This is a genomic window from Thalassospira sp. Z349TD_5, from assembly GCF_056173045.1.
The window spans coordinates 1,881,402-1,900,946 of sequence record NZ_CM149654.1; the positions used below are offsets into that span (position 1 = coordinate 1,881,402).

General features: G+C 53.9%; 17 protein-coding genes. 7 read left to right on the forward strand and 10 right to left on the reverse strand.

Going from position 1 to position 19,545, the window contains the following annotated elements:
• Positions 1 to 53: 53 nt before the first annotated feature.
• From kce to AC0VXT_RS08495, 6 genes are all read right to left on the reverse strand, one after another.
• Positions 54 to 983 carry a 3,5-dioxohexanoate:acetyl-CoA acetone transferase gene (gene kce, locus AC0VXT_RS08470; RefSeq protein ID WP_475548292.1) on the reverse strand — a complete coding sequence of 310 codons (930 nt, stop codon included), beginning with the start codon at positions 981 to 983 and terminating at the stop codon, positions 54 to 56.
• On the reverse strand, positions 980 to 2,356 hold the full coding sequence (locus AC0VXT_RS08475) for an aminotransferase family protein (protein WP_475548293.1): 1,377 nt from the start codon (positions 2,354 to 2,356) through the stop codon (positions 980 to 982). Before AC0VXT_RS08475 ends, kce begins: the two co-directional genes overlap by 4 nt.
• A 51-nt stretch (positions 2,357 to 2,407) precedes the next feature.
• Positions 2,408 to 3,505, reverse strand: a complete 1,098-nt coding sequence (locus AC0VXT_RS08480; RefSeq protein ID WP_102782856.1) for an ABC transporter ATP-binding protein — start codon at positions 3,503 to 3,505, stop codon at positions 2,408 to 2,410.
• Between the two features lie 106 nt (positions 3,506 to 3,611).
• Positions 3,612 to 4,766, reverse strand: coding sequence for an extracellular solute-binding protein (locus tag AC0VXT_RS08485; protein WP_101300726.1), 1,155 nt, complete (start codon positions 4,764 to 4,766; stop codon positions 3,612 to 3,614).
• 110 nt (positions 4,767 to 4,876) lie between these two features.
• Complete coding sequence (locus AC0VXT_RS08490) at positions 4,877 to 5,725, reverse strand: ABC transporter permease (RefSeq protein WP_475548294.1); 849 nt, start codon at positions 5,723 to 5,725, stop codon at positions 4,877 to 4,879.
• An 11-nt stretch (positions 5,726 to 5,736) separates the two neighbouring features.
• Positions 5,737 to 6,609, reverse strand: a complete 873-nt coding sequence (locus AC0VXT_RS08495) for an ABC transporter permease (protein ID WP_101300725.1) — start codon at positions 6,607 to 6,609, stop codon at positions 5,737 to 5,739.
• 164 nt (positions 6,610 to 6,773) lie between these two features.
• Here AC0VXT_RS08495 and AC0VXT_RS08500 point away from each other — a divergent pair, with 164 nt between their 5' ends.
• On the forward strand, positions 6,774 to 7,718 hold the full coding sequence (locus AC0VXT_RS08500; RefSeq protein ID WP_240626345.1) for a LysR family transcriptional regulator: 945 nt from the start codon (positions 6,774 to 6,776) through the stop codon (positions 7,716 to 7,718).
• 42 nt (positions 7,719 to 7,760) lie between these two features.
• Positions 7,761 to 8,048 carry a molybdopterin converting factor subunit 1 gene (moaD, locus tag AC0VXT_RS08505; RefSeq protein WP_475548295.1) on the forward strand — a complete coding sequence of 96 codons (288 nt, stop codon included), beginning with the start codon at positions 7,761 to 7,763 and terminating at the stop codon, positions 8,046 to 8,048.
• 73 nt (positions 8,049 to 8,121) lie between these two features.
• Here moaD and choV read toward each other — a convergent pair whose 3' ends face one another.
• The 3 genes from choV to AC0VXT_RS08520 all read right to left on the reverse strand — a co-directional run bounded on the left by choV (position 8,122) and on the right by AC0VXT_RS08520 (position 11,257).
• Positions 8,122 to 9,318, reverse strand: a complete 1,197-nt coding sequence (gene choV, locus AC0VXT_RS08510; protein WP_475548296.1) for a choline ABC transporter ATP-binding protein — start codon at positions 9,316 to 9,318, stop codon at positions 8,122 to 8,124.
• A 2-nt stretch (positions 9,319 to 9,320) separates the two neighbouring features.
• Positions 9,321 to 10,169 carry a choline ABC transporter permease subunit gene (choW, locus tag AC0VXT_RS08515; protein WP_101300710.1) on the reverse strand — a complete coding sequence of 283 codons (849 nt, stop codon included), beginning with the start codon at positions 10,167 to 10,169 and terminating at the stop codon, positions 9,321 to 9,323.
• A gap of 128 nt (positions 10,170 to 10,297) precedes the next feature.
• Positions 10,298 to 11,257, reverse strand: a complete 960-nt coding sequence (locus AC0VXT_RS08520; RefSeq protein ID WP_022732444.1) for a choline ABC transporter substrate-binding protein — start codon at positions 11,255 to 11,257, stop codon at positions 10,298 to 10,300.
• A 376-nt stretch (positions 11,258 to 11,633) separates the two neighbouring features.
• Between AC0VXT_RS08520 and betI the strand changes: the two genes are divergently transcribed.
• The 5 genes from betI (at position 11,634) to AC0VXT_RS08545 (ending at position 18,779) form a co-directional block, all read left to right on the forward strand.
• Positions 11,634 to 12,224: a choline-binding transcriptional repressor BetI gene (betI, locus tag AC0VXT_RS08525; protein ID WP_101300707.1), complete on the forward strand. Its 591-nt coding sequence runs from the start codon at positions 11,634 to 11,636 to the stop codon at positions 12,222 to 12,224.
• 62 nt (positions 12,225 to 12,286) lie between these two features.
• The gene (gene betB, locus AC0VXT_RS08530; RefSeq protein WP_475548297.1) at positions 12,287 to 13,744 is read left to right on the forward strand and encodes a betaine-aldehyde dehydrogenase; all 1,458 of its coding nucleotides are present in this window, start codon (positions 12,287 to 12,289) and stop codon (positions 13,742 to 13,744) included.
• Positions 13,745 to 13,804: 60 nt separating this feature from the next.
• Positions 13,805 to 15,490 (forward strand): choline dehydrogenase, encoded by a 1,686-nt coding sequence (betA, locus tag AC0VXT_RS08535; RefSeq protein ID WP_475548298.1) that lies wholly within the window; start codon positions 13,805 to 13,807, stop codon positions 15,488 to 15,490.
• A gap of 157 nt (positions 15,491 to 15,647) precedes the next feature.
• Entirely contained in the window at positions 15,648 to 17,237 is a 1,590-nt protein-coding gene (locus tag AC0VXT_RS08540) for an L-serine ammonia-lyase, iron-sulfur-dependent, subunit alpha (RefSeq protein WP_475548299.1), read from the forward strand.
• Between the two features lie 225 nt (positions 17,238 to 17,462).
• Positions 17,463 to 18,779, forward strand: coding sequence for an NAD(P)/FAD-dependent oxidoreductase (locus AC0VXT_RS08545; RefSeq protein WP_475548300.1), 1,317 nt, complete (start codon positions 17,463 to 17,465; stop codon positions 18,777 to 18,779).
• Here the strand turns inward: AC0VXT_RS08545 and AC0VXT_RS08550 are convergent.
• Positions 18,776 to 19,474 carry a cysteine hydrolase family protein gene (locus AC0VXT_RS08550; protein WP_475548301.1) on the reverse strand — a complete coding sequence of 233 codons (699 nt, stop codon included), beginning with the start codon at positions 19,472 to 19,474 and terminating at the stop codon, positions 18,776 to 18,778. The two genes, AC0VXT_RS08545 and AC0VXT_RS08550, sit on opposite strands and share 4 nt — an antisense overlap.
• Positions 19,475 to 19,545: the final 71 nt, after the last annotated feature.

Consider the following 19,545-nt stretch of genomic DNA (forward strand, 5'->3'; position numbering starts at 1 on the left):
TGATGGCGTCTTTGTCTTTGTTCCATGGCGCTGGTCGCGCGATGATGTTTTGGCTAAAAGGCGACCTTATCGCCGCCTTTCAACCCAAGTTGAGCACGGACATCAATGGGTGTTGCGATTTCAAGCGATAAACCGTCAAGAACCTCTCGGATTTTGCGGACTTGGGACGCGTTGTCGGGGGCTAGTTCGCCCTTGCGCAGATAAAGGTTATCTTCCAGCCCGACCCGCACGTTTCCACCCATGGCGGCGGCCATGCTGGCAAGTGGCATTTGATGGCGGCCCGCGCCTAAAACCGAAAACTGGTATTGGTCGCCAAACAGCTTGTCGGCGGTGCGTTTCAGATGGGCGAGGTTATCCGGGTCCGCCCCAATGCCGCCCAGAATGCCCATGACAAACTGGATGAACAACGGGCCTTTGATCAGGCCGCGGTCAACAAAATGGGCCAGCGTATAAAGATGCCCGACGTCGTAACATTCAAATTCGAACCGCGTCCCATTAGCATCACCCAGATCGGCGAGAATGGTTTCGATGTCGGCAAAGGTGTTTTTGAAAACAAAGTCGCGGCTGTTTTCAAGGAATTCCGGTTCCCAGTCATGTTGCCAGTCGCGATCCACCGCAAGGGCGGGGAACAATCCAAAATTCATCGTTCCCATATTCAGCGATGCCATTTCGGGCGCAGCAATGCTGGCGGCGCGAATGCGGTCTTTGACCGTCATGGTCATGCCGCCACCGGTTGATATGTTGATCACCGCATCTGTTTCGGCCTTGATCTTGGGCAGAAATTCCAGAAACAGATCGGGGTCGGGGCTGGGAAAGCCGGTTTTGGGATCACGCGCATGCAGATGCAGGATCGATGCCCCGGCATTGGCGGCATCAATGGCCTGTTTGGCAATGTCATCGGGGGTGATAGGCAAATGCGGGCTCATGGATGGGGTATGAACCGATCCCGTAATCGCACAGGTAATGATGACTTTACGGCTCATGAGAAGGCTCCGGCAAGGGCAAGTTCGTCCTGAAGGTCGCTAAGGGCGGCGCGCAGCGGACCCAGAATGTCGGCAAACTGATCCGGGGTGATCGACATCGGCGGGCAAATCATGACGTGATCGCCACGATACCCGCCGCGTGTGCGGCGCCAGTAAATGATCAGGCCCATGTCATAGGCGATATCGACCAAACGGGCGGCTGCCAAATGTTTGGGATCAAGCGGTTCCATGGTGCTGCGGTTTTTAACCAGCTCAATGGCGAGCAACAAACCAAGGCCACGCACATCACCGATCATGGTGAAGTCATCGGCAAGTTTACCAAGTTCAGCCTTTAACGCAGCCCCACTGGTTGCGGCATTTTCAAGAAGCCCGTCCTCATCAATGACATCAAGAACCGCATTGCCCGCCGCACAGGCCAGTGGATTTCCGGCATAGGTATAACCATGAATGAACCCGCCGTGATCAAGCACCGGTCCGACAATGCGGTCGGGCGCAATCATCGCGCCAAGTGGGGCGTAACCCGCCGCCAATCCTTTGGACACGGCAAGGATATCGGGCGTGATGCCCCAATGTTCGGCGGCGAAATATTTGCCGGTACGACCGGCCCCTGTCATGACCTCGTCATAGATCAGAAGGATGCCGTATTGATCGCAAATTTCACGGATACGGTGATAGTAGCTGTCGGGTGCAACCAGTGCCCCGGTCGCGGCCCCGCCAACCGGTTCCATGATGAAGCCAAGGACAGTTTCGGGACCCTGTTTTAGGATTTCAGCCTCAAGCATGTTGGCATATTTGATGCCGCGTTCATGATCGGACAGGTCATCGCGATCTAGATAGCAGGTTGGGGCAGGTATTTTTGGCTGATCAACCATCATCGGGGCAAAGGGCGCGTGCATCGGGGTGTAGCCAGTGATGGCAAGCGCGCCTAAGGTTGACCCGTGATAGCTTGGAAACCGTGAAATGATTTTGGTGCGTTGGGCTTGGCTCTTTGCAAGTGCGTATTGCCGGGCAAGTTTGATGCAGCTTTCAACCGCCTCGGAGCCGCCCGAGACAAAGAAAACACGTTCCAGATCGCCCGGTGCCCGTTCGGCAAGGCGCCATGCCAGATTTTCCGCCGCATCATTTTCAAAATGCAGGCGATAGGCAAAGCTGGCTTTTTCAAGCTGTGCATTCATTGCGGCGATCACGCGCGGGTCGCTATGGCCGATATTGCTGACCATGGCACCGCTGGATGCATCGATATAGCGTTTGCCATCGACGTCCCACATATAGACGCCTTTTGCACGGTCAATCAGCGGACGGCGTGACCGGCTTTGGTAAAACAGGCGGGATTCCCGGTTGTGACCGACCGGGGCTTTGTCGGTATGCGTCATTTTTGGTGGCTCTCCTGATCCGGTCAGATTGGCAAATCAATCTTGGTGAAATCAATCCTGGTGACCGGGCAACAACACACAATTGCGGGCAGCGATATGCATAAAGATATCGGCACCTTCCTGATGGGGGCGGGCATCTATCGGATTTATGACCTGCCAGTCGCGGCCATTGGCTTCGACAAAATATCGGGCCTGTTGACCGAGATAATCGACAGTCTTGATCTTGCCGGGAATGGAAATAACGCCGTCACCCGATCCGTCTTGTTCGGACAGGCCAATTTTTTCCGCCCGAATGACCGCACGGACGTCTTTGGAGCCATTGGCCTTGGCCGTTTGCTCATCAGTGGTCAAAAGCGTTTCGCCCGATTGCAAGTTTACATTGGTAAAGGCCGCATCGGGACCGCCAAGGGCGCCGGCAATGATGTTTGAATGGCCAAGGAAGTCGGCAACAAAGGCGGACGCCGGATTGTTATAGACGTCTTGGGGCGCGCCTTCCTGTTCGACAAAGCCATTGTTCATCACAACAAGTTTGTCAGACATCGCCAATGCCTCGGACTGGTCATGGGTGACGAATACCGTGGCAATGCCCAGTTCGCGCTGAATGCGTTTAAGCTCGACGCGCATTTCTTCGCGGAGATTGGCATCAAGGGCCGATAGCGGTTCATCAAGCAGCAAAACATCGGGTTCAATCACGATGGCACGTGCAAGCGCGATACGCTGTTGCTGCCCACCAGAAAGCTGATTGGGATAGCGTTCGGCAACATTGGGCAATTGCACCAGATCAAGTGCACGATTGACCTTGTCGCGGATGTCAGACTTGCTGATTTTGCGGTATTTCAGGCCAAAGGCAATATTGTCGAAAATCGATTTATGGGGGAACAGGGCATAGTTCTGAAACACAAGACCCAGATTGCGCTTGTGGATCGGCAGGCTGTTGACCCGCTTACCCCGGATCAGTAAATCGCCCTCGGTGATATCGGTCAAACCGGCAATCATGCGCAATGTCGTGGTTTTGCCACAGCCCGACGGACCCAGAAACGTGACGAAACTGTTGTCTGGTACGGTCAGGTCAATGCGTTTGACGGCAGTAAATTCGCCGTAGCGTTTGACGACATTTTGCAGTTCAACGGCGTTTTCGGTGTCTGCCATTGTTAAATACCCTGTCAGAGATAAGCCGCACCTTGAAAAAGGCGGCGAAGGTGTCCTGGCCGGTTGTGCAAAGGCCAGGACACCGGTTCACGTAAGCAGGAACGGCTTAGTAGCCGCGCTGAACACGGGAGAAGGTTTTCGACCAGTCCGCTTCGTTTTCGTTCCAATACGCCGGATCAAAGAAGCTGAGTGATGAAAGCGTTCCGGACGGATCGAATGCTGGCAAGGTCGGGATGATCTTGCCAAGTTCGACTTTGTTCGGATCAAGGGCAGGCGGATAGCTTTGACCTTCGGCAACCGCAATCGCGACTTCGGGTTCAAGCATGAAGTTCAAAAGCTCTTCACAGGCAGCCATTGGGCTTCCGCGCAGGACAAAGATGCATTCCTGCCACCCCAGACCACCGGCCGGATCATGATAGCCGATGTCATGGCCCTGATCCTGAAGCGCCTTGATACGGCCAGACCAGCCTTCGGTGACATAGATTTCTTCTTCGGCCAGAAGGCTCATCAATTCTGCCCCTGAGCTCCAATATTTAAGAGCCAGATCACGATGCGAACGGATCATGTCCCAAACGGCATCAATGTCCTTGATGTTGTTCGGATCCTGATCGGACTGAAGTGCGCCGTACCAGATACGGGTTTTCCATTCGCCCCAACCGCCGATTTTGCCTTTGTAGGCTTCATCGACCATCAGTTTTGCACCTTTGGCCTTGGCTTCTTCATCGCTGATGTATTTGCGGTTATAGGCAATGCCGGTGGTGCCATAATCATATGGTACAGCCGACAGGGTGCCGCCGGTGATTTTGCGCAACGGCTCAATCAGGCTGGGGATGACGTTTTTCAGGTTCGGAATGTTGTCTTCGTTCAGTTCAGACGTCAGTTCCAGACCATGATAGCGGGCATAGTCAAACACACCGGAAAGATGGGCGAGGTTAAACTCACCCGGCTGACCGGCTTTGACACGCGCGATATATTCATCCGCCCCGCCAAAGGTGCCCGAGACAACGTCGATGCCGGTTTTTTCGGTATAGGGTGCGAAGGCATATTTCTCAAACGCCTCGGACACAACGCCGCCCCAGCCGTCAAAGCGGACCTGTTCAGGTGTGGCTGCATGTGCCTTGCGGGCCAGCATGCCCATCGGGCCACCCGTGACACCGGCAACAACACCGGCAGCGCCAAGGGCGGTCAGGAAAGTACGGCGGCTGATGTCACCGTCGCGATAGCGATTAAGCAGGCGTTCGTAACGTTTGGTATCGTCCATTTAGGCCTCCTGATAAGGAATTGTCCGTTAATCGGTTATGTTCCTGGTCGTTATTATCGGTTGGTCTTGTTGTTGGTTTTGGCGGTTTCTCGCGATATTCAAAGTCCGTGTTAGGCAGTTTGTTCAGAGTTGTTATCGGCACGGTTACTTGTTCTGTTACTGGCGCGGATTTTGCGCATCGACAGAACGCGTGATACCGATGCCGCCACCAGCGGCAGTGCGATGGTAAAGATCACCATCACAGCGCCCAGTGCGTTGATTTCCGGGCTGATGGAATTGCGCAGCATGGCGAAAATCTGGGTCGGAACGGTTTCAACGCCGCCCGGTTTCCAAAACAGCGTGCCGGTGATGTCATCAAAGGAAATCGTGAATGAAAACAGCATTCCAGCCATCACCGCAGGCAACATCAACGGCAGGGTGATTTCAAAGAATGTCTGGATCGGTGTTGCGCCAAGGCTCATGGCGGCTTCTTCAACGTCGCGACGAATGGAGACAAGCCGGGCCTGAACCACCAGAACGACGAAGGGCAGGGTAAAGACCACATGCCCCATCAAAAGAAGGCCAAAGCTTTTGGGCATGGACAGGAACTGCAAAAACAACAGCAATGCCACAGCCAGAACGACTTCCGGGATCAGGATCGGGGCAACCAACAGGGTCGAAATGGTCCGTTTCCCAGGAAAATCGTATCTGACCATGGCAAGGGCGGCGAGGGTGCCAAGTGTGGTCGAAACCGCACTGGTCAAAAGCCCCAGCAACAGTGACGTTTTAAATGCCCGCACAATGGCATCATTGTTCCAGAGCGCTTCAAACCAGCGCAGCGAGAATCCTTCGATCGGAAAGCCGCCAAACTGATTGGCATTAAACGCCAGCAGGATCACAACTGCGACCGGCGCAAACAAGAACAGATAGACAAGGATCGTGGCAATTCGGATCAGGGACCAGCCAGACATGATTTTCATCTTCTTGCCCCTTACTTGAAACTCTTGGCGATTTGATCGACGCCAAGATACCGGGTGTAGATGACGACCAGCACACCCAGAAGGGCGAGCAGGACGAGTGAAAGTGCCGATCCAAGCGGCCAGTTGAGCTGGGTGACGATGGCCTCAAACACCAGATTGGCAAACATCGCATCGCGCGGTCCGCCCAGAACAATCGGGGTGATATAGGTGCCCGCTGCCAGCACAAAACACAGCAATGATCCCGCCGCCAGACCTGGCATCGATAGCGGCAAGGTGACTTCGCGAAATGCCTGCCATCCCGTGCAGCCAAGACTTTGGGCGGCTTCGGTCAGGTTTTTATCAATGCCATCAAGGCTGACATAGACATTGAGGATCATGAACGGCAGCAGATAATGCACCAGACCCAAAACAACGGTCGTCTGGTTATAAAGCATCTGTATCGGTTCATCGATGATGCCAATCGACAGAAACAGCGTGTTGAGCGCGCCCGATGTGCCCAGAATATTGATCCATGACATGGTGCGGATGATGTAGCTGATCCAGAATGGCAGCATCAGCATCAAAAGCAAAAATGCCTTGGACTTCATCGGGGTGTTCGCCACGAAATAGGCCGGGATATAACCGACAAATGCACAAATTACCGTGGTGTAAAAGGCAATGGCAAAGGTCTGAAACAGGATATCGCGGTAAAACCGGTCGCCCAGAACTTCAATCCAGTTATCAAGATAAAAGCCAACCTGATCCGCTCCGGTTGCGGTGCGCAGCCAGAACGAATACACGACGATAAACAGCATCGGGATGATGAGTAACAACCCGACTGTTGCCAGCGATGGTGATAACAGCACCCACGGGGCTCTGCGCTCCCCGGCGATATCTGCGGCCATTTATGCCTCCCGTTATATGCTCCGGCTGTGCCGTGCGAATTTATTTGGCCGTGATTAAATGGAGAAGCTATTCCACCTCAGACTTGCATATAGCGCAAATAGATAAGTAGAATAGATCCCATAGCCAATGACTATGGGATGCAAAAGAATGGGGAAGAACAGGTATGAATGAACTGCTGCGCCGCCAGTTTGACTGGAACCTTTTGCATACCTTTACCGTGATTGTCGAAGAACGCTCCATCACCGGGGCGGCTAATCGGCTGTTGTTGCGCCAGCCCAGTGTGAGCAACGCGTTGAAGCGGCTTGAAGACCAGATTGGTGCGCGGTTGATTGACCGCGAACGCGGCCGGTTTGAGGTCACCGAACAGGGCTTGGCACTCTATCATGAATGCCGGGAAATATGCGGCGCCATTGGGCGACTGTCTGATGTGATGTCAGACAGCGGCAATCAATTGACCGGGCATTTGCATCTTTGGTTGGCCAGTCATGTGGTGTTTCCGCCACTTGATGATGCGTTGTTCGAGTTCAATCGATCCCATCCGGAAGTGACCTATGAGATCAATGTCGCGACATCGGGCCATGTGATTGATCAGGTCCTGTCCCAGCAGGCCAGTTTTGGCATCTGTCTGGTTCGCGAACAGCATCCCCGATTGGAATATCGCCGACTTTACCGCGAACATTTCGGGTTTTTCTGTGGGCCGACCCATCATTTGTTTGGCCGAAAGGACCTCAAACTCGCCGATTTAAAAAGCGAGGCCTTTGTGTCCTTCTCCACCGATCAGCTTTCCGATGCGCTGGCACCTGTGGCGGTTTTGCGCGCACAGGAAGGCATGAAGGGCAAGGTGGTTGCGGTCAGTCCCCACCTTGAAGAAGTCCGGCGGTTGATCAATGCCGGGCTTGGCATTGGGCCGCTTCCGATCCACGTGGTGCAGAATGCCACGGAACGCGGGCAGCTTTGGCGGTTGCCGCCCTATGACGCCCCGCCCGCGATTGACATTTACCTTGTCACCAACCCGCGCATGTCGCAAAGCCGTGCTGAACGGTTCTTCATCGACAATCTAACGGCACGGTTGGAAAACGCGCCTGAGGGGTATTTTGTGTATCCATAATCACGGGATCAGGACTTGCGCGATGACACTGATTGCGTAAGCATGTCTATCATTGAACGCCAACCATCAGGATTGAATATGAAGCTGGTCTATTTCTCGTGGGTCAAAGACCGTATCGGCATGGCCGAAGAAACCGTTGAACTGCCCGAAGATGTGAAAACCGTTGCCGATCTTTTGGAATGGTTGCCTGGACGCGGGGCGAACTTCGCCGATGCGCTGGCCGAGCCTGCGATTATCCGGGTTGCGGTTGATCAGGAATATGCCACACCGCAAACCGATGTGACCAAGGCATCGGAAATTGCCCTGTTCCCTCCGGTAACAGGCGGATAGGCCGTATTTGAATTCGTCATACAAAAATGGCGGCCCATGATTGAGCCGCCATTTTTAATGTGATGATTTGAAATCAGTCTGGTGCAGATGCGGTCTGCGTCAGGCTGTCAAAGAATTCCCGGCGGCCCAAGGTGCCCGATATCTTGCCTTCACGGGTCAGGATGACCGGGTTCTGGGTGATCGACCGCATTTCAATCAGGACTTTAAGCAACACGTCATCAGGGGCGACAAAGACTACCGAGTTATCGGTGGCATCAAGATCGACGGGCAGGGTGCCATCATAGGTGATCAGCTTAAGCTGTCCGCTTTCAGCCGTGCTGGCGGCCTGAACCATCCCATCATCAAGCGTGATGCGAAGATCTTCATCGTCAATCGCGATGTCACCGGTTGCGTCGCGTTGATCCTTGGTCACACGGTGCATGATTGCCCGCCCGCGCAGGATATTGACCGGGTTCATATGGGCGACAAAGTCGGCAACATATCCATTGGCCGGACGAAGCGCGATGTCTTCGGGCGTGCCGTGCTGAACGACATAGCCGCCTTCCATGATCGCGATGGAATTACCAAGTTTCATGGCTTCATCAAGGTCATGGCTAACAAACAGGATGGTTTTGTTCAGCTTTTCCTGAAGATCAAGCAATTCGTCCTGAAGGCGGTTACGGATCAGCGGATCAAGTGCCGAAAACGGTTCATCCATCAAAAGGATCGGCGCGTCGGTGGCAAACGCGCGGGCAAGGCCAACACGTTGCTGCATACCGCCCGACAGTTCATGGGCATATTTATCCGCCCATTGATCCAGTCCGACAAGGGCCAGCTTTTCATCAACGATTTCGCGGCGTTCCTTTGGGGCAAGGCCGCGGAGCTCAAGCCCGAAGCCGACATTTTCGGCAACGGTCCGCCATGGCAGAAGGCCAAATTGCTGAAACACCATGGCGACACACTCACGACGCAATTTGCGCAAGGTCGGACCATCGCACTTTGTGACGTTGACCGACCAGTCACCATCATATACCCGTAGCGACCCGCGTGAGACTTTGTTCAACCCGTTCACACAGCGCAAAAGCGATGATTTACCAGACCCTGACAGGCCCATCAGAACGCAAATCTCGCCCTGTGGGACATTGAAGCTGACATCGGCAACGCCAAGCACATTGTTTGTCACCTTGGCAATTTCTGCGCGTGTTTTGCCTTCATCGAGCAGTTTTAGCGATTCTGCCTGACGGTTGCCAAAGATCACGTCGATATTATCAAATTCAACAGCATTGCTCATGATCACTGCCCCGATGTTTCGTTGTTATCACGACGGCAGATGCGGTCCAGCACAATAGCAAGGATCACAATCGCAAGACCGGCTTCGAACCCTTGGGCAATGTTCACGGTATTAAGGGCGCGCACAACCGGTTTGCCAAGGCCATCTGCCCCGACAAGGGCAGCAATCACCACCATGGAAAGTGACAACATGATGCACTGGGTCAGACCGGCCATGATCGATGGCATGGCGGATGGCAGTTCGACCTTAAACAGCAACTGGCGCGGTGTGCAGCCAAAGCTTTCGCCCGCTTCAAGCAATGCCTTTGGCGTACTGGAAATGCCAAGGTGTGTCAGGCGGATCGGGGCGGCAATGGCAAAGATGACGGTCGAAATTAGGCCGGGCACAACCCCTAGGCCAAACAGGATCAGGGTCGGGATCAGATAGACAAAGGTCGGGATCGTCTGCATCAGATCAAGAACCGGCCGCATGGCTTGATACAACCACGGGCGGTGGGCGGATGCAACGCCAAGCGGCACCCCGATAACCATGCAAAACAGCGATGCATAGATCACAAGCGCCAGCGTTTCCATGGTTTCTTCCCAATAGCCAAGATTGACAATCAGAAGCAGGGAAAGAATGGTAAAGGCCGTCAGTTTCCAGGACCTATGCAACACAGCAGCAAGTGCGCCAAATCCGGCAATAATCAAAAGCGGTGGGAGCCACAGCAGAAAATCGATGGTGTTTTCAATAATGAATTCAAGAACATCCGAAATGGTATAGAAAACGAAATCGGCATGTTCGTTAAGCGCATCCATCAAAGACGAAATCCACTGTCCCAGCGGAATCTTTGTTTCCGTGAGCCATTCCATGGGAATATTTCCGTTTGTTTTTAAAATCAGTTAAATGCACGATACGCCCACGCAAAGGTCCGAATTATCGGGTCCGGGGGCGTATCGGCAGGATCATAAAACCGGACGTTGCCGGTTAGATGCGAAGCTTACAGGCCAAGATCACTTTTCAGCGCAGCCTTGGCATCGCCACCATCAAAAGTGGTCACACCGTCAAGCCATGCATATGCCGCGTCCGGGTTGGCTTTAAGCCAGGTGGAGGCTGCTTCGGCCGGGTCGGTGCCATCGTTCAGGATCGCATCCATGATTTCGTTTTCCATGGCGAGGCTGAATTTCAGGTTGGTAACGAATTTACCGGCATTCTGACATTCATCGGTGTAACCGGCACGCAGGTTGGTGTGAACCGTGGCACCGCCAAAGTTCGGACCAAACACGTCGTCGCCACCATCAAGATAGGCCATGTCGTATTTCGCGTTCATCGGATGCGGTTCCCAACCAAGGAAGACGATGAACTGATCGCGTGATGATTTACGCTTAACTTCCGACAGCATGCCCTGTTCAGAAGATTCAACCAGCTCAAAACCGCTGAGACCGAACTGATCGCCATCGATCATGTCCTGAATCAGGCGGTTGCCATCGTTGCCCGGTTCAATGCCATAAATCTCGCCATCAAGTTTGTCTTTGAACTTGGCGATATCAGCGAAATCTTTCAGACCTGCGTCATAGGCGTTCTTGGAAACCGCAAGGGTGTATTTCGCCCCTTCAAGGTTTGCACCGGCGCTAACAACCGTTCCTTTGTCAAGGTAGGGCTTGATGTCAGCGGCCATGGTTGGCATCCAGTTGCCAAGGAATACGTCAACGTCGCCATTGGCAAGGCTGGTGTAGGTGACAGGAACCGACAGAAGTTCGGTTTCGGTGTTATAGCCCAATGCGTCGAGAATAACCGATGCGGTTGCCGTGGTTGCGGTGATGTCGGTCCAGCCAACATCAGAGAACGTCACGGTTTTGCAGGCTTCGCTATCAGCTGCCTTGGCACTTGCCGCACCAAAAAGCGCACCGGCAATAATGGTGCTGCCAAGAAGACGGCCGAAAGTGGAAAGATTGGTCATGTTTCTGGTTCTCCCTTGTGTAAACCTAATGTTACTGCGGACCGCAAACGGCGGTCTGCAGAAGCTCTCGGTTCCGGAGGCCAGACGAACATCAACGCAATATCGTTGTCGCTAACACTCGCCCAGAGCCGTACGAAAAGGTTCCCCCGAACCTGTCCGTATGGACCGGAATAATCACAAAAACAGCCGCAAAGCCGCGCAGCAAAGGAAGCACCCTTGATCATTGCGCCGCAAATATCGGCGTGTTTTATTGATTGATTGTTCAATTAAAATACAGCATATTCCCGATACGTCAATTGAGAAGGGTTAAAAAGTACGCTGCATGACGTTGCAGCGGTTTCAAGCCCTTCAGATCGCTTTGAATTGGATTGCTTGAATGCCCAAAGTTGGTATGCAGCCTGTACGCCGCAGGCAGTTGATCGACGCAACGATTGAAACCATTCACCGTCATGGGTTTGCCGATACGACGATTTCGCGTATCGCAAGTGCGGCGGGGATGTCATCGGGCATTATTTCGCATTATTTCGGTGGCAAGAACGCGTTGCTCGAAGCAACCATGCGGTTTCTGATGCAGGAATTGCGCAATGATTACCTCATGCGTCTGGATCGTGCCAAGACGCCGATTGATCGGCTCGAAGCGATTGTAAACACCAACTTTAATGAAGAACAATTCACCCCGCAGGTAACTGTGGCGTGGTTGTCCTTCTGGGCGCAGGTGCCGTTTTCAAAGGCGTTGCACCGGATCAACAGCATCTATTTTCAGCGACTGGCATCCAATTTACGCCACGAGCTGCGCCAACTGACAACAGATCAGCGGGCAGACGAAATTTCGGCCGCAATGGCGGCCATGATTGATGGCATCTGGGTACGTTCGGGGCTTTCGTCCGGGCGCGCAGATGTCGGGGCCGCGCGTGTGATGGTGCTGGGTACCATGCATCTCTATTTGGCCAATTCGCCGGCGCGCTGAGCCGAACAGACACACCAAGATTACGGTCGCCCGGTTTGGATGCGGCCCGCAGGAGTTTTGACATGAGCCTTTACCAGATACAGAATTTCATCAACGGCAAGAAAACCAACGGTTCTGGCGCGGAAATGACCACGCTGAACCCCGCGACCAACACTGTTCTTGCCAAGGGCAATGAAAGTACAGCCGCCGATGTTGATGCGGCGGTAAAGGCCGCACGGGCCGGATTTGAAATCTGGAAAGCGACACCTGCCGCTCAGCGTGCGCGTGTGTTGTTCAAGGCCGCCCAGATTTTGCGCGATCGCAACGATGAACTGGCACTGGTTGAAACCCGCGACACGGGCCGCGCCATTCAGGAAACCGAAATTGTCGATGTGGTTTCTGGTGTCGAATGCCTGGAATATTTCGCCGGTGTCGCCGGGAGCCTTGCGGGTGAGCATATCGACCTTGGGGCGAACTTTGCCTATACCCGCCGCGAAGCGGTTGGCGTTTGTGCCGCGATTGGCGCATGGAACTATCCGATCCAGATCGCCTGCTGGAAAGCTGCCCCGGCATTGGCGTGCGGGAATGCGGTTGTTTACAAGCCATCCGAAGTCACCCCGCTGTCAGCGATTGCGGTGGCCGAAGCCTTGCAGGAAGCAGGTCTTCCCGATGGTGTTTATAACGTTGTGCAAGGGGCACGCGAGTGTGGTGCATCGCTGGTTGAGCATCCCGGCGTGGATAAAGTATCGCTGACCGGGTCGGCGGCAACCGGGGCCAAGGTGGCGTCTGTTGCGGCGGGCGGCATGAAGGCCGTGACCATGGAGCTTGGCGGCAAATCACCGATGATCGTGTTTGAAGATGCCGATCTTGATAATGCGGTGTCGGGTGCGCAGATGGCGAACTTCTATTCATCGGGGCAGATTTGTTCAAACGGGACGCGGGTTTTTGTCCATGAAAGTGTCGCCGATGCCTTCATTGAAAAACTGATTGCGCGCAGCAAGGATCTTGTGCTGGGCGATCCGGAAAAGCCCGATACACAGGTCGGCCCGATTGTGACCAAAACCCAGTATGACCAGATCATGTCGTTCATCGAAACCGGCAAGAAAGAGGGCGCGAAATGCGTTCTGGGTGGCCATGCGGTTTCAGACGGCATGCCAGAAGGCGGCATGTTTATTGCCCCGACGGTGTTTGCCGGATGTACTGATGACATGACCATCGTGCGAGAAGAAATCTTTGGCCCGGTGATGTCGGTTTTGACATTCACCGATGAAGATGAGGCCATCAAGCGCGCCAACGATACGCCATATGGCTTGGCCGCGGGCGTCTTTACCAAGGATCTGTCGCGCGGACATCGTGTTGTATCGCGCCTTGAAGCAGGGACCTGCTGGATCAACACCTATAACATCACCCCGATTGAAATGCCGTTTGGCGGGGTGAAGAAATCGGGTGTGGGTCGTGAAAATGGCCGTGCGGCGATTGAACATTATACCCGTATCAAATCGGTCTATGTCGAAACCGGCGATGTAGAGGCGCCGTACTGATTGGCTTTTACCAATCAGAGAATGGCTGCGTGCAACGCTTGAAAGATAAAGGGATCAAATATGTTGACCCCGACCAAGACTGAAAAATATGATTACGTAATTGTCGGTTCCGGCTCCGCCGGGGCTGTTTTGGCCAACCGGTTGTCAGAAGACCGTGATGTTAAGGTTCTGGTCCTTGAAGCCGGCCCCGTCGATCATTGGTGGGATTGGCGCATTCATATGCCAACTGCTTTGTCTTATCCGATGCAGTCGGAAACCTATAACTGGGCCTATTGGACCACCCCACAAACCAATCTGAACAACCGCCGCATGGAAACGCCGCGTGGGCGGGTTTCGGGCGGTTCAAGTTCGATCAATGGGATGGCCTATGTCCGTGGTCACGCGCTTGATTACAATCGCTGGGCCGAAGAAGACGCCGCACTTAAGGAATGGGATTATGCGCGGTGCTTGCCCTATTTCCGCAAGGCCGATACCCGTAATGAAAATACCGGTGGTGATGAATATCACGGCGGGGATGGTCCGCTACATGTGACCACGGGGGCGTGCCAAAATGATCTTCACAAGGCATGGATGAAGGCCGGCGTTGAGGCCGGATATACCCATACTGACGATCAGAACGGCTATCGCCAGGAGGGGCTTGGGGCCATGGATATGACGGTCTATAAAGGCCGTCGCTGGTCCACCGCACAGGCGTATCTTCACCCGGCCGCCAAGCGTGATAACGTCACAGTTTACAATAAGGCATTCGCGCAGTGCGTTGTTTTTGAAGATAAACGTGCGATTGGTGTTGATTTCATCCACGAAGGCGAAACAAAGCGTGCGTTGGTTGACCGTGAAGTCATCCTATCGGCAGGATCGATTAATTCGCCCAAACTTTTGATGTTGTCGGGCATTGGTCCGGCGGCCCATTTGCGCGAACATGGCATTGATGTCGTTGCCGATCTTCCCGGCGTTGGTGAAAACCTTCAGGACCATCTTGAGCTTTATGTTCAAATGGAATGCACCAAACCGGTCAGCCTGAACAGCAAGCTTGATTGGTGGAGCAAACTTAAGATCGGTCTGGAATGGTATCTGTTTAAAACCGGGCTTGGTGCGACCAACCATTTCGAAGCCGGCGGGTTTATCCGGTCCAAAGCAGGCGTCAAGCATCCGGACCTGCAATATCATTTCATGCCAGCGGCGATTAACTACAATGGATCGAAGGCCGCCGAAGGCGATGGTTTTCAGGCCCACATTGGTCCGATGCGATCGAAATCACGCGGCACGGTGCGACTGGCATCAGCCGATCCCAAAGACCGTCCGATCATTGATCCAAATTATATGAGCCATCCCGAAGACTGGGAAGAAATGCGCGCATCGGTGCGCCTGACCCGTGAGATATTTGGTCAGGAAGCCTTTGCCGATTTGCGCGGGCGTGAAATTGCTCCGGGCAAGGACATTCAGACAGATGCGGAAATCGACGCATGGGTCGCCGATCACGCCGAAAGTGCCTATCACCCGTCATGTTCATGCAAGATGGGCAGTGATGACATGTCGGTGGTTGATGCGCAAACCCGCGTGTATGGCGTCGAAGGCCTGCGCGTGGTCAACAGTTCAATCATGCCAACGATTGCCACAGGTAATCTGAATGCGCCGACCATTATGATTGGCGAAAAGGCGGCTGATATCATTCGCGGGCGAGATCCGCTGGCACCATCGAATGCGCCGTACTTCGTGCATCCTGAATGGGAAACCAAACAGCGTTAAAATGCTGCGAGGGACGCTATTTGTTCTTAAAATCCCCGGTCGATTGGCCGGGGATTTTTTGTTTGGGTGATTGCATTCGCATCATAAGCAGGTGATCATTCGAACATATTGTATCGACCACATCGCACTTTCCCTCGCCCCTTTAAAGTATCCTGTCATGCAAGAAATCAGTCTGCTGAATTCCGTTATTGGTCCCGTCATGCGTGGCCCGTCAAGTTCGCACTGTGCTGCGCCCTATATGATGGCGAAACTGGCGCGTGAACTGTCTTGCTCAAACGGGGAAGTGTTGAAAGATGCGGTTGTAAGGTTTGATCCACGCGGCTCTTTTGCGCCGGTGTATAAGGCACAAAGTTCGGATGAAAACTTTGCCGCCGGTCTTGCCGGGGTGCAGCTTACCGATTCGGATTACCGCGATATTTTACCGCGCGTGATGCGGGGCGAGGGATTTCAGTTCGCCATTGAGATATGTGAGCTTGAAAACAACAACCATCCTAACCGCGTTGACCTTGAACTAACGGTCGAAACCGTCGAGGGGGAAGCGCGAACCGATCTGTATGCCGGAGCATCAGTTGGCGGGGGGATGTATTACATCGACACGATGAATGGCGCGCCGGTTTTTCAAACGGGTAAAAGTGCCACTGTCTTTATCTGGGGCAAGGCTGCTGTTTTGGTGGTCGATGATATTGCCGGGCAACTGGCGGCGGGCGGCAACAAGCTGCTTGGAACATCGGTTGATCCGGAACGCAACCGCATTGAAGTTTCCCTGCAATCTTTGCCGGGGGCGGATTTGATTGCCGCTGTGCGTGGGCGTCAGGGTGTTACCGACCTTCGGTATGCTGATGCATCGCAATATCCGGTTTGTGCGACCGATGATTTGTTTTCGACCAGTGACGCGGTGGTTGCGGTTGCCGAGGAGCAGGGCGGATCATTGGCCGATGCCGCCCTTGTGCTGGAGGCCAAACGCCTTGGCCTGTCACGCGACGCGACGCGTGTCCTTTTCCGTGAACGGTGTGAATTGATGTTGCGCGTGGTTGCCGAAGGGTTCGATGCCAAACCCGAAGACAACGTGATGCGGTTTTTAACCCTGCGCGCACGGAAAGTCCGCGATGCCAATCTGCCAGCGGGCCTTGGCGGTGCGGTTTTGCAGGATGCCATGGCGGGCGCACTGTCGGCGATGGAGCGTGATTCAAACCGGGGGCTGGTCTGTGCTGCACCAACGGCGGGCAGTGCCGGTGTTGTGCCTGGAACGCTGTATGGCTTGATCCGCCATGGGATTGATATCGAAGGTGCCACCGATGCACTTCAGGTCATGGCGGTGATCGGGGCGGTGTTTGCTGCACGTGGGACGTTTGCCGCCGAATGTGGCGGATGTTCGGTCGAAACCGGCGCATCGGCCGCGATGGCGGCCGCAGGCGTTGCGCAAGCATACGGCGGGGATGCCAAACAATGCTTTGACGCAGCCGCGATGTGCTTGATGAATACGCTTGGTCTGGTCTGTGATCCAGTGGGTGGGGATGTTGAAATCCCGTGTCATGCGCGCAATGTCGCGGGGGTATCACACGCCTTTTCATCGGCGATGGCCGTTCTGGCCGGGTTCGATGCGGTTCTGGCCTATGACGAACTGGTTGATCAGACGGTGAAAATCGGTGCGATGATGCATCCTGATTTGCGCTGCACAGCGCGTGGCGGCTGTGCTGCAACCAAAACCGCCCTTCGCATGGTCGAAGCCGTGACCCAAGGGGCTTAAGACTCTGTTTTAATTGCGCAGGTCTTGATCGGTGAGATTAAAAAAGGGCCGCAGGTATCGCGTTCTATCGGCGTCTTTGCGCAATCCTTTTTCCTTGGCGATGCCTATTTTGGTATAATCGGTGAAATCCATCCAAATAGAGCTGGAAACGGCTGTTTTCCCTTGATAGATGCCCCTGATCGGGCAGGATGTCGCGATAAAGAACAACCAAATTGAGGCTCCCTCGTGTTTACCCCGAATTTGCTGACCGCCAATGACAAGGCAGGAACCTATCCGGCATCCTATTATGCCGCGACCGCCAATAAGACCGCACCGTTCGAGACAATCGAAGGGGATCAGTCGTGCGATATTGTGGTCATTGGTGGCGGCTTTACCGGGTTGTCATCAGCCTTGCATCTGGCCGAACGTGGTTTTGACGTCATCCTGCTTGAAGCCCACCGGGTCGGATGGGGGGCTTCGGGCCGGAATGGCGGGCAGGTCGGATCGGGCCAGCGGCGCGAACAAGATGACCTTGAAAAAATGGTCGGGCGCGATGATGCCAAAAAACTTTGGGATATTGCCGAGCAATCCAAGGATATTGTCAAATCCCTGATCACTAAACACGACATCAAATGTGATTGGAAACCGGGCATTTTACATGCGGATCATCGCGCGCGGTTTGTGTCAGATACCCATGCCTACACCGAAAAACTGCAAAGCGAATATGGCTATAACCAGATCCGCAACGTTGACCGTGCTGAAATGCGTGAGATGCTGGGGACGGAGTTTTACCATGGCGGGTCGCTTGATATGGGGGCGGGGCATATTCACCCGCTTAACTTCGCGCTTGGCATTGCCGATGCAGCCCGCATCGCAGGGGCACGCATTTTTGAAAATGCGGTGGTGACATCCTATGAAAACCAGTCGGGCAAGGTCATGGTTAAAACCAGAAACGGTGCGGTTGTTAGCGCTAACAAAGTGATCCTTGGCTGCAACGGATATCTTGATGCGCTTGAAGACCGCGTGGCAAAGCGCGTGATGCCGATCAATAATTTCATCATTGCCACAGAGCCGCTTTCCGATGATTTGGCGCGCGACCTGATCCGCGATGATGTGGCGGTTGCCGATTCAAAATTCGTGATCAATTATTACCGCCTCAGTGCGGATAACCGCATGCTGTTTGGCGGCGGGGAAACATATGGCTATCGCTTCCCCAGCGACATCAAATCGTTCGTCTCTCCGCATATGCTTGAAGTCTATCCGCAGCTTAAAGACGTTAAAATCGATTATGGCTGGGGCGGGACTCTGGCGATTACGATGAACCGGATGCCGTTTTTCCGTAAGATCGAGGATAATGTCTTTACCGCAACGGGTTATTCCGGGCATGGGGTTGCGATGGCAACCTTGGCCGGGCAGATCATGGCCGACGCGGTTGCCGGAACAATGGAGCGGTTTGACGTAATGTCGAACTTGAAAATACCGGCATTCCCGGGTGGGAAAACTCTACGCTATCCGATGCTCGTGGCGGCTATGGTTTGGTATTCGCTGCGCGACAGGCTTTAAGCCGGTTCGCTTTGCGGCTTTGTCGCTGATGGGGTGTAACTGGTTTGATCAATCCCGTCTTTCGCGCCAAGGGCCACAAGGCGGGACTTCGTTTCGCGCCAGTTTTGTTGATTGTGCGCAAGCGTGGTCGCATCACTAAAGGAAACATCATAGCCGCGGTTAAGTGCGGCCTGCATGGTCGCCTTAACGCAAAAATCCCCATCAAGTCCGACAATGATAAGTTTGCCGATATGATGCCGATCCAGGACACGATCCAGTTCAGCTTCATGGAATGCATCGGCGCGGGATTTAACGATGTCGTGGTCAATATCGCCATCAATCCGGGCATCAATATCGAGCCCCTTTGATGTCAGACTGCCGCGCCCCTCATTTAGCAATTTGACGAGAAAATTGATGTACCAGCCTACAAATGTTTGCCGTATGGAGATAACAGGTGATCCATTGGCATTGGCTGTTTCCACCAGTTTGTTGATAGCCTCGATGCCATTGTTCAACGCCTCGGCGGGATAGGTGTATTTTGCGGTGCTTGATGTGAAATCATCCTGCAAATCAATCAGCAGCAGGGCAGTATTTGAACGTGATGCACGATCAATTTTCGGGCCAGTACTAATGGCCAGATGGCGGCGATGTCCGTGCAAAGTATAGGCAACCAGTGTAACCAGCAAAAGGACGGCAACAAGGATCCCAGACCACATCGTTATTTTCTCCGTTTTTGTTCCATTCTGGAGTGGGCTTCGCGGCGGTCAGTTTTATCAAAAACTGATAA

Bases quoted from the DNA above. Each gene is read 5' to 3' on its own strand.
- AC0VXT_RS08495 (WP_101300725.1), bottom strand. From the start codon at position 6,609: ATGGCCGCAGATATCGCCGGGGAGCGCAGAGCCCCGTGGGTGCTGTTA.
- AC0VXT_RS08485 (WP_101300726.1), bottom strand. From the start codon at position 4,766: ATGGACGATACCAAACGTTACGAACGCCTGCTTAATCGCTATCGCGAC.
- betA (WP_475548298.1), top strand. From the start codon at position 13,805: ATGTTGACCCCGACCAAGACTGAAAAATATGATTACGTAATTGTCGGT.
- betI (WP_101300707.1), top strand. From the start codon at position 11,634: ATGCCCAAAGTTGGTATGCAGCCTGTACGCCGCAGGCAGTTGATCGAC.
- AC0VXT_RS08540 (WP_475548299.1), top strand. From the start codon at position 15,648: ATGCAAGAAATCAGTCTGCTGAATTCCGTTATTGGTCCCGTCATGCGT.
- choV (WP_475548296.1), bottom strand. From the start codon at position 9,318: ATGAGCAATGCTGTTGAATTTGATAATATCGACGTGATCTTTGGCAAC.
- AC0VXT_RS08520 (WP_022732444.1), bottom strand. From the start codon at position 11,257: ATGACCAATCTTTCCACTTTCGGCCGTCTTCTTGGCAGCACCATTATT.
- AC0VXT_RS08550 (WP_475548301.1), bottom strand. From the start codon at position 19,474: ATGTGGTCTGGGATCCTTGTTGCCGTCCTTTTGCTGGTTACACTGGTT.
- AC0VXT_RS08500 (WP_240626345.1), top strand. From the start codon at position 6,774: ATGAATGAACTGCTGCGCCGCCAGTTTGACTGGAACCTTTTGCATACC.
- AC0VXT_RS08490 (WP_475548294.1), bottom strand. From the start codon at position 5,725: ATGAAAATCATGTCTGGCTGGTCCCTGATCCGAATTGCCACGATCCTT.
- AC0VXT_RS08475 (WP_475548293.1), bottom strand. From the start codon at position 2,356: ATGACGCATACCGACAAAGCCCCGGTCGGTCACAACCGGGAATCCCGC.
- betB (WP_475548297.1), top strand. From the start codon at position 12,287: ATGAGCCTTTACCAGATACAGAATTTCATCAACGGCAAGAAAACCAAC.
- choW (WP_101300710.1), bottom strand. From the start codon at position 10,169: ATGGAATGGCTCACGGAAACAAAGATTCCGCTGGGACAGTGGATTTCG.
- AC0VXT_RS08480 (WP_102782856.1), bottom strand. From the start codon at position 3,505: ATGGCAGACACCGAAAACGCCGTTGAACTGCAAAATGTCGTCAAACGC.
- kce (WP_475548292.1), bottom strand. From the start codon at position 983: ATGAGCCGTAAAGTCATCATTACCTGTGCGATTACGGGATCGGTTCAT.
- moaD (WP_475548295.1), top strand. From the start codon at position 7,761: ATGTCTATCATTGAACGCCAACCATCAGGATTGAATATGAAGCTGGTC.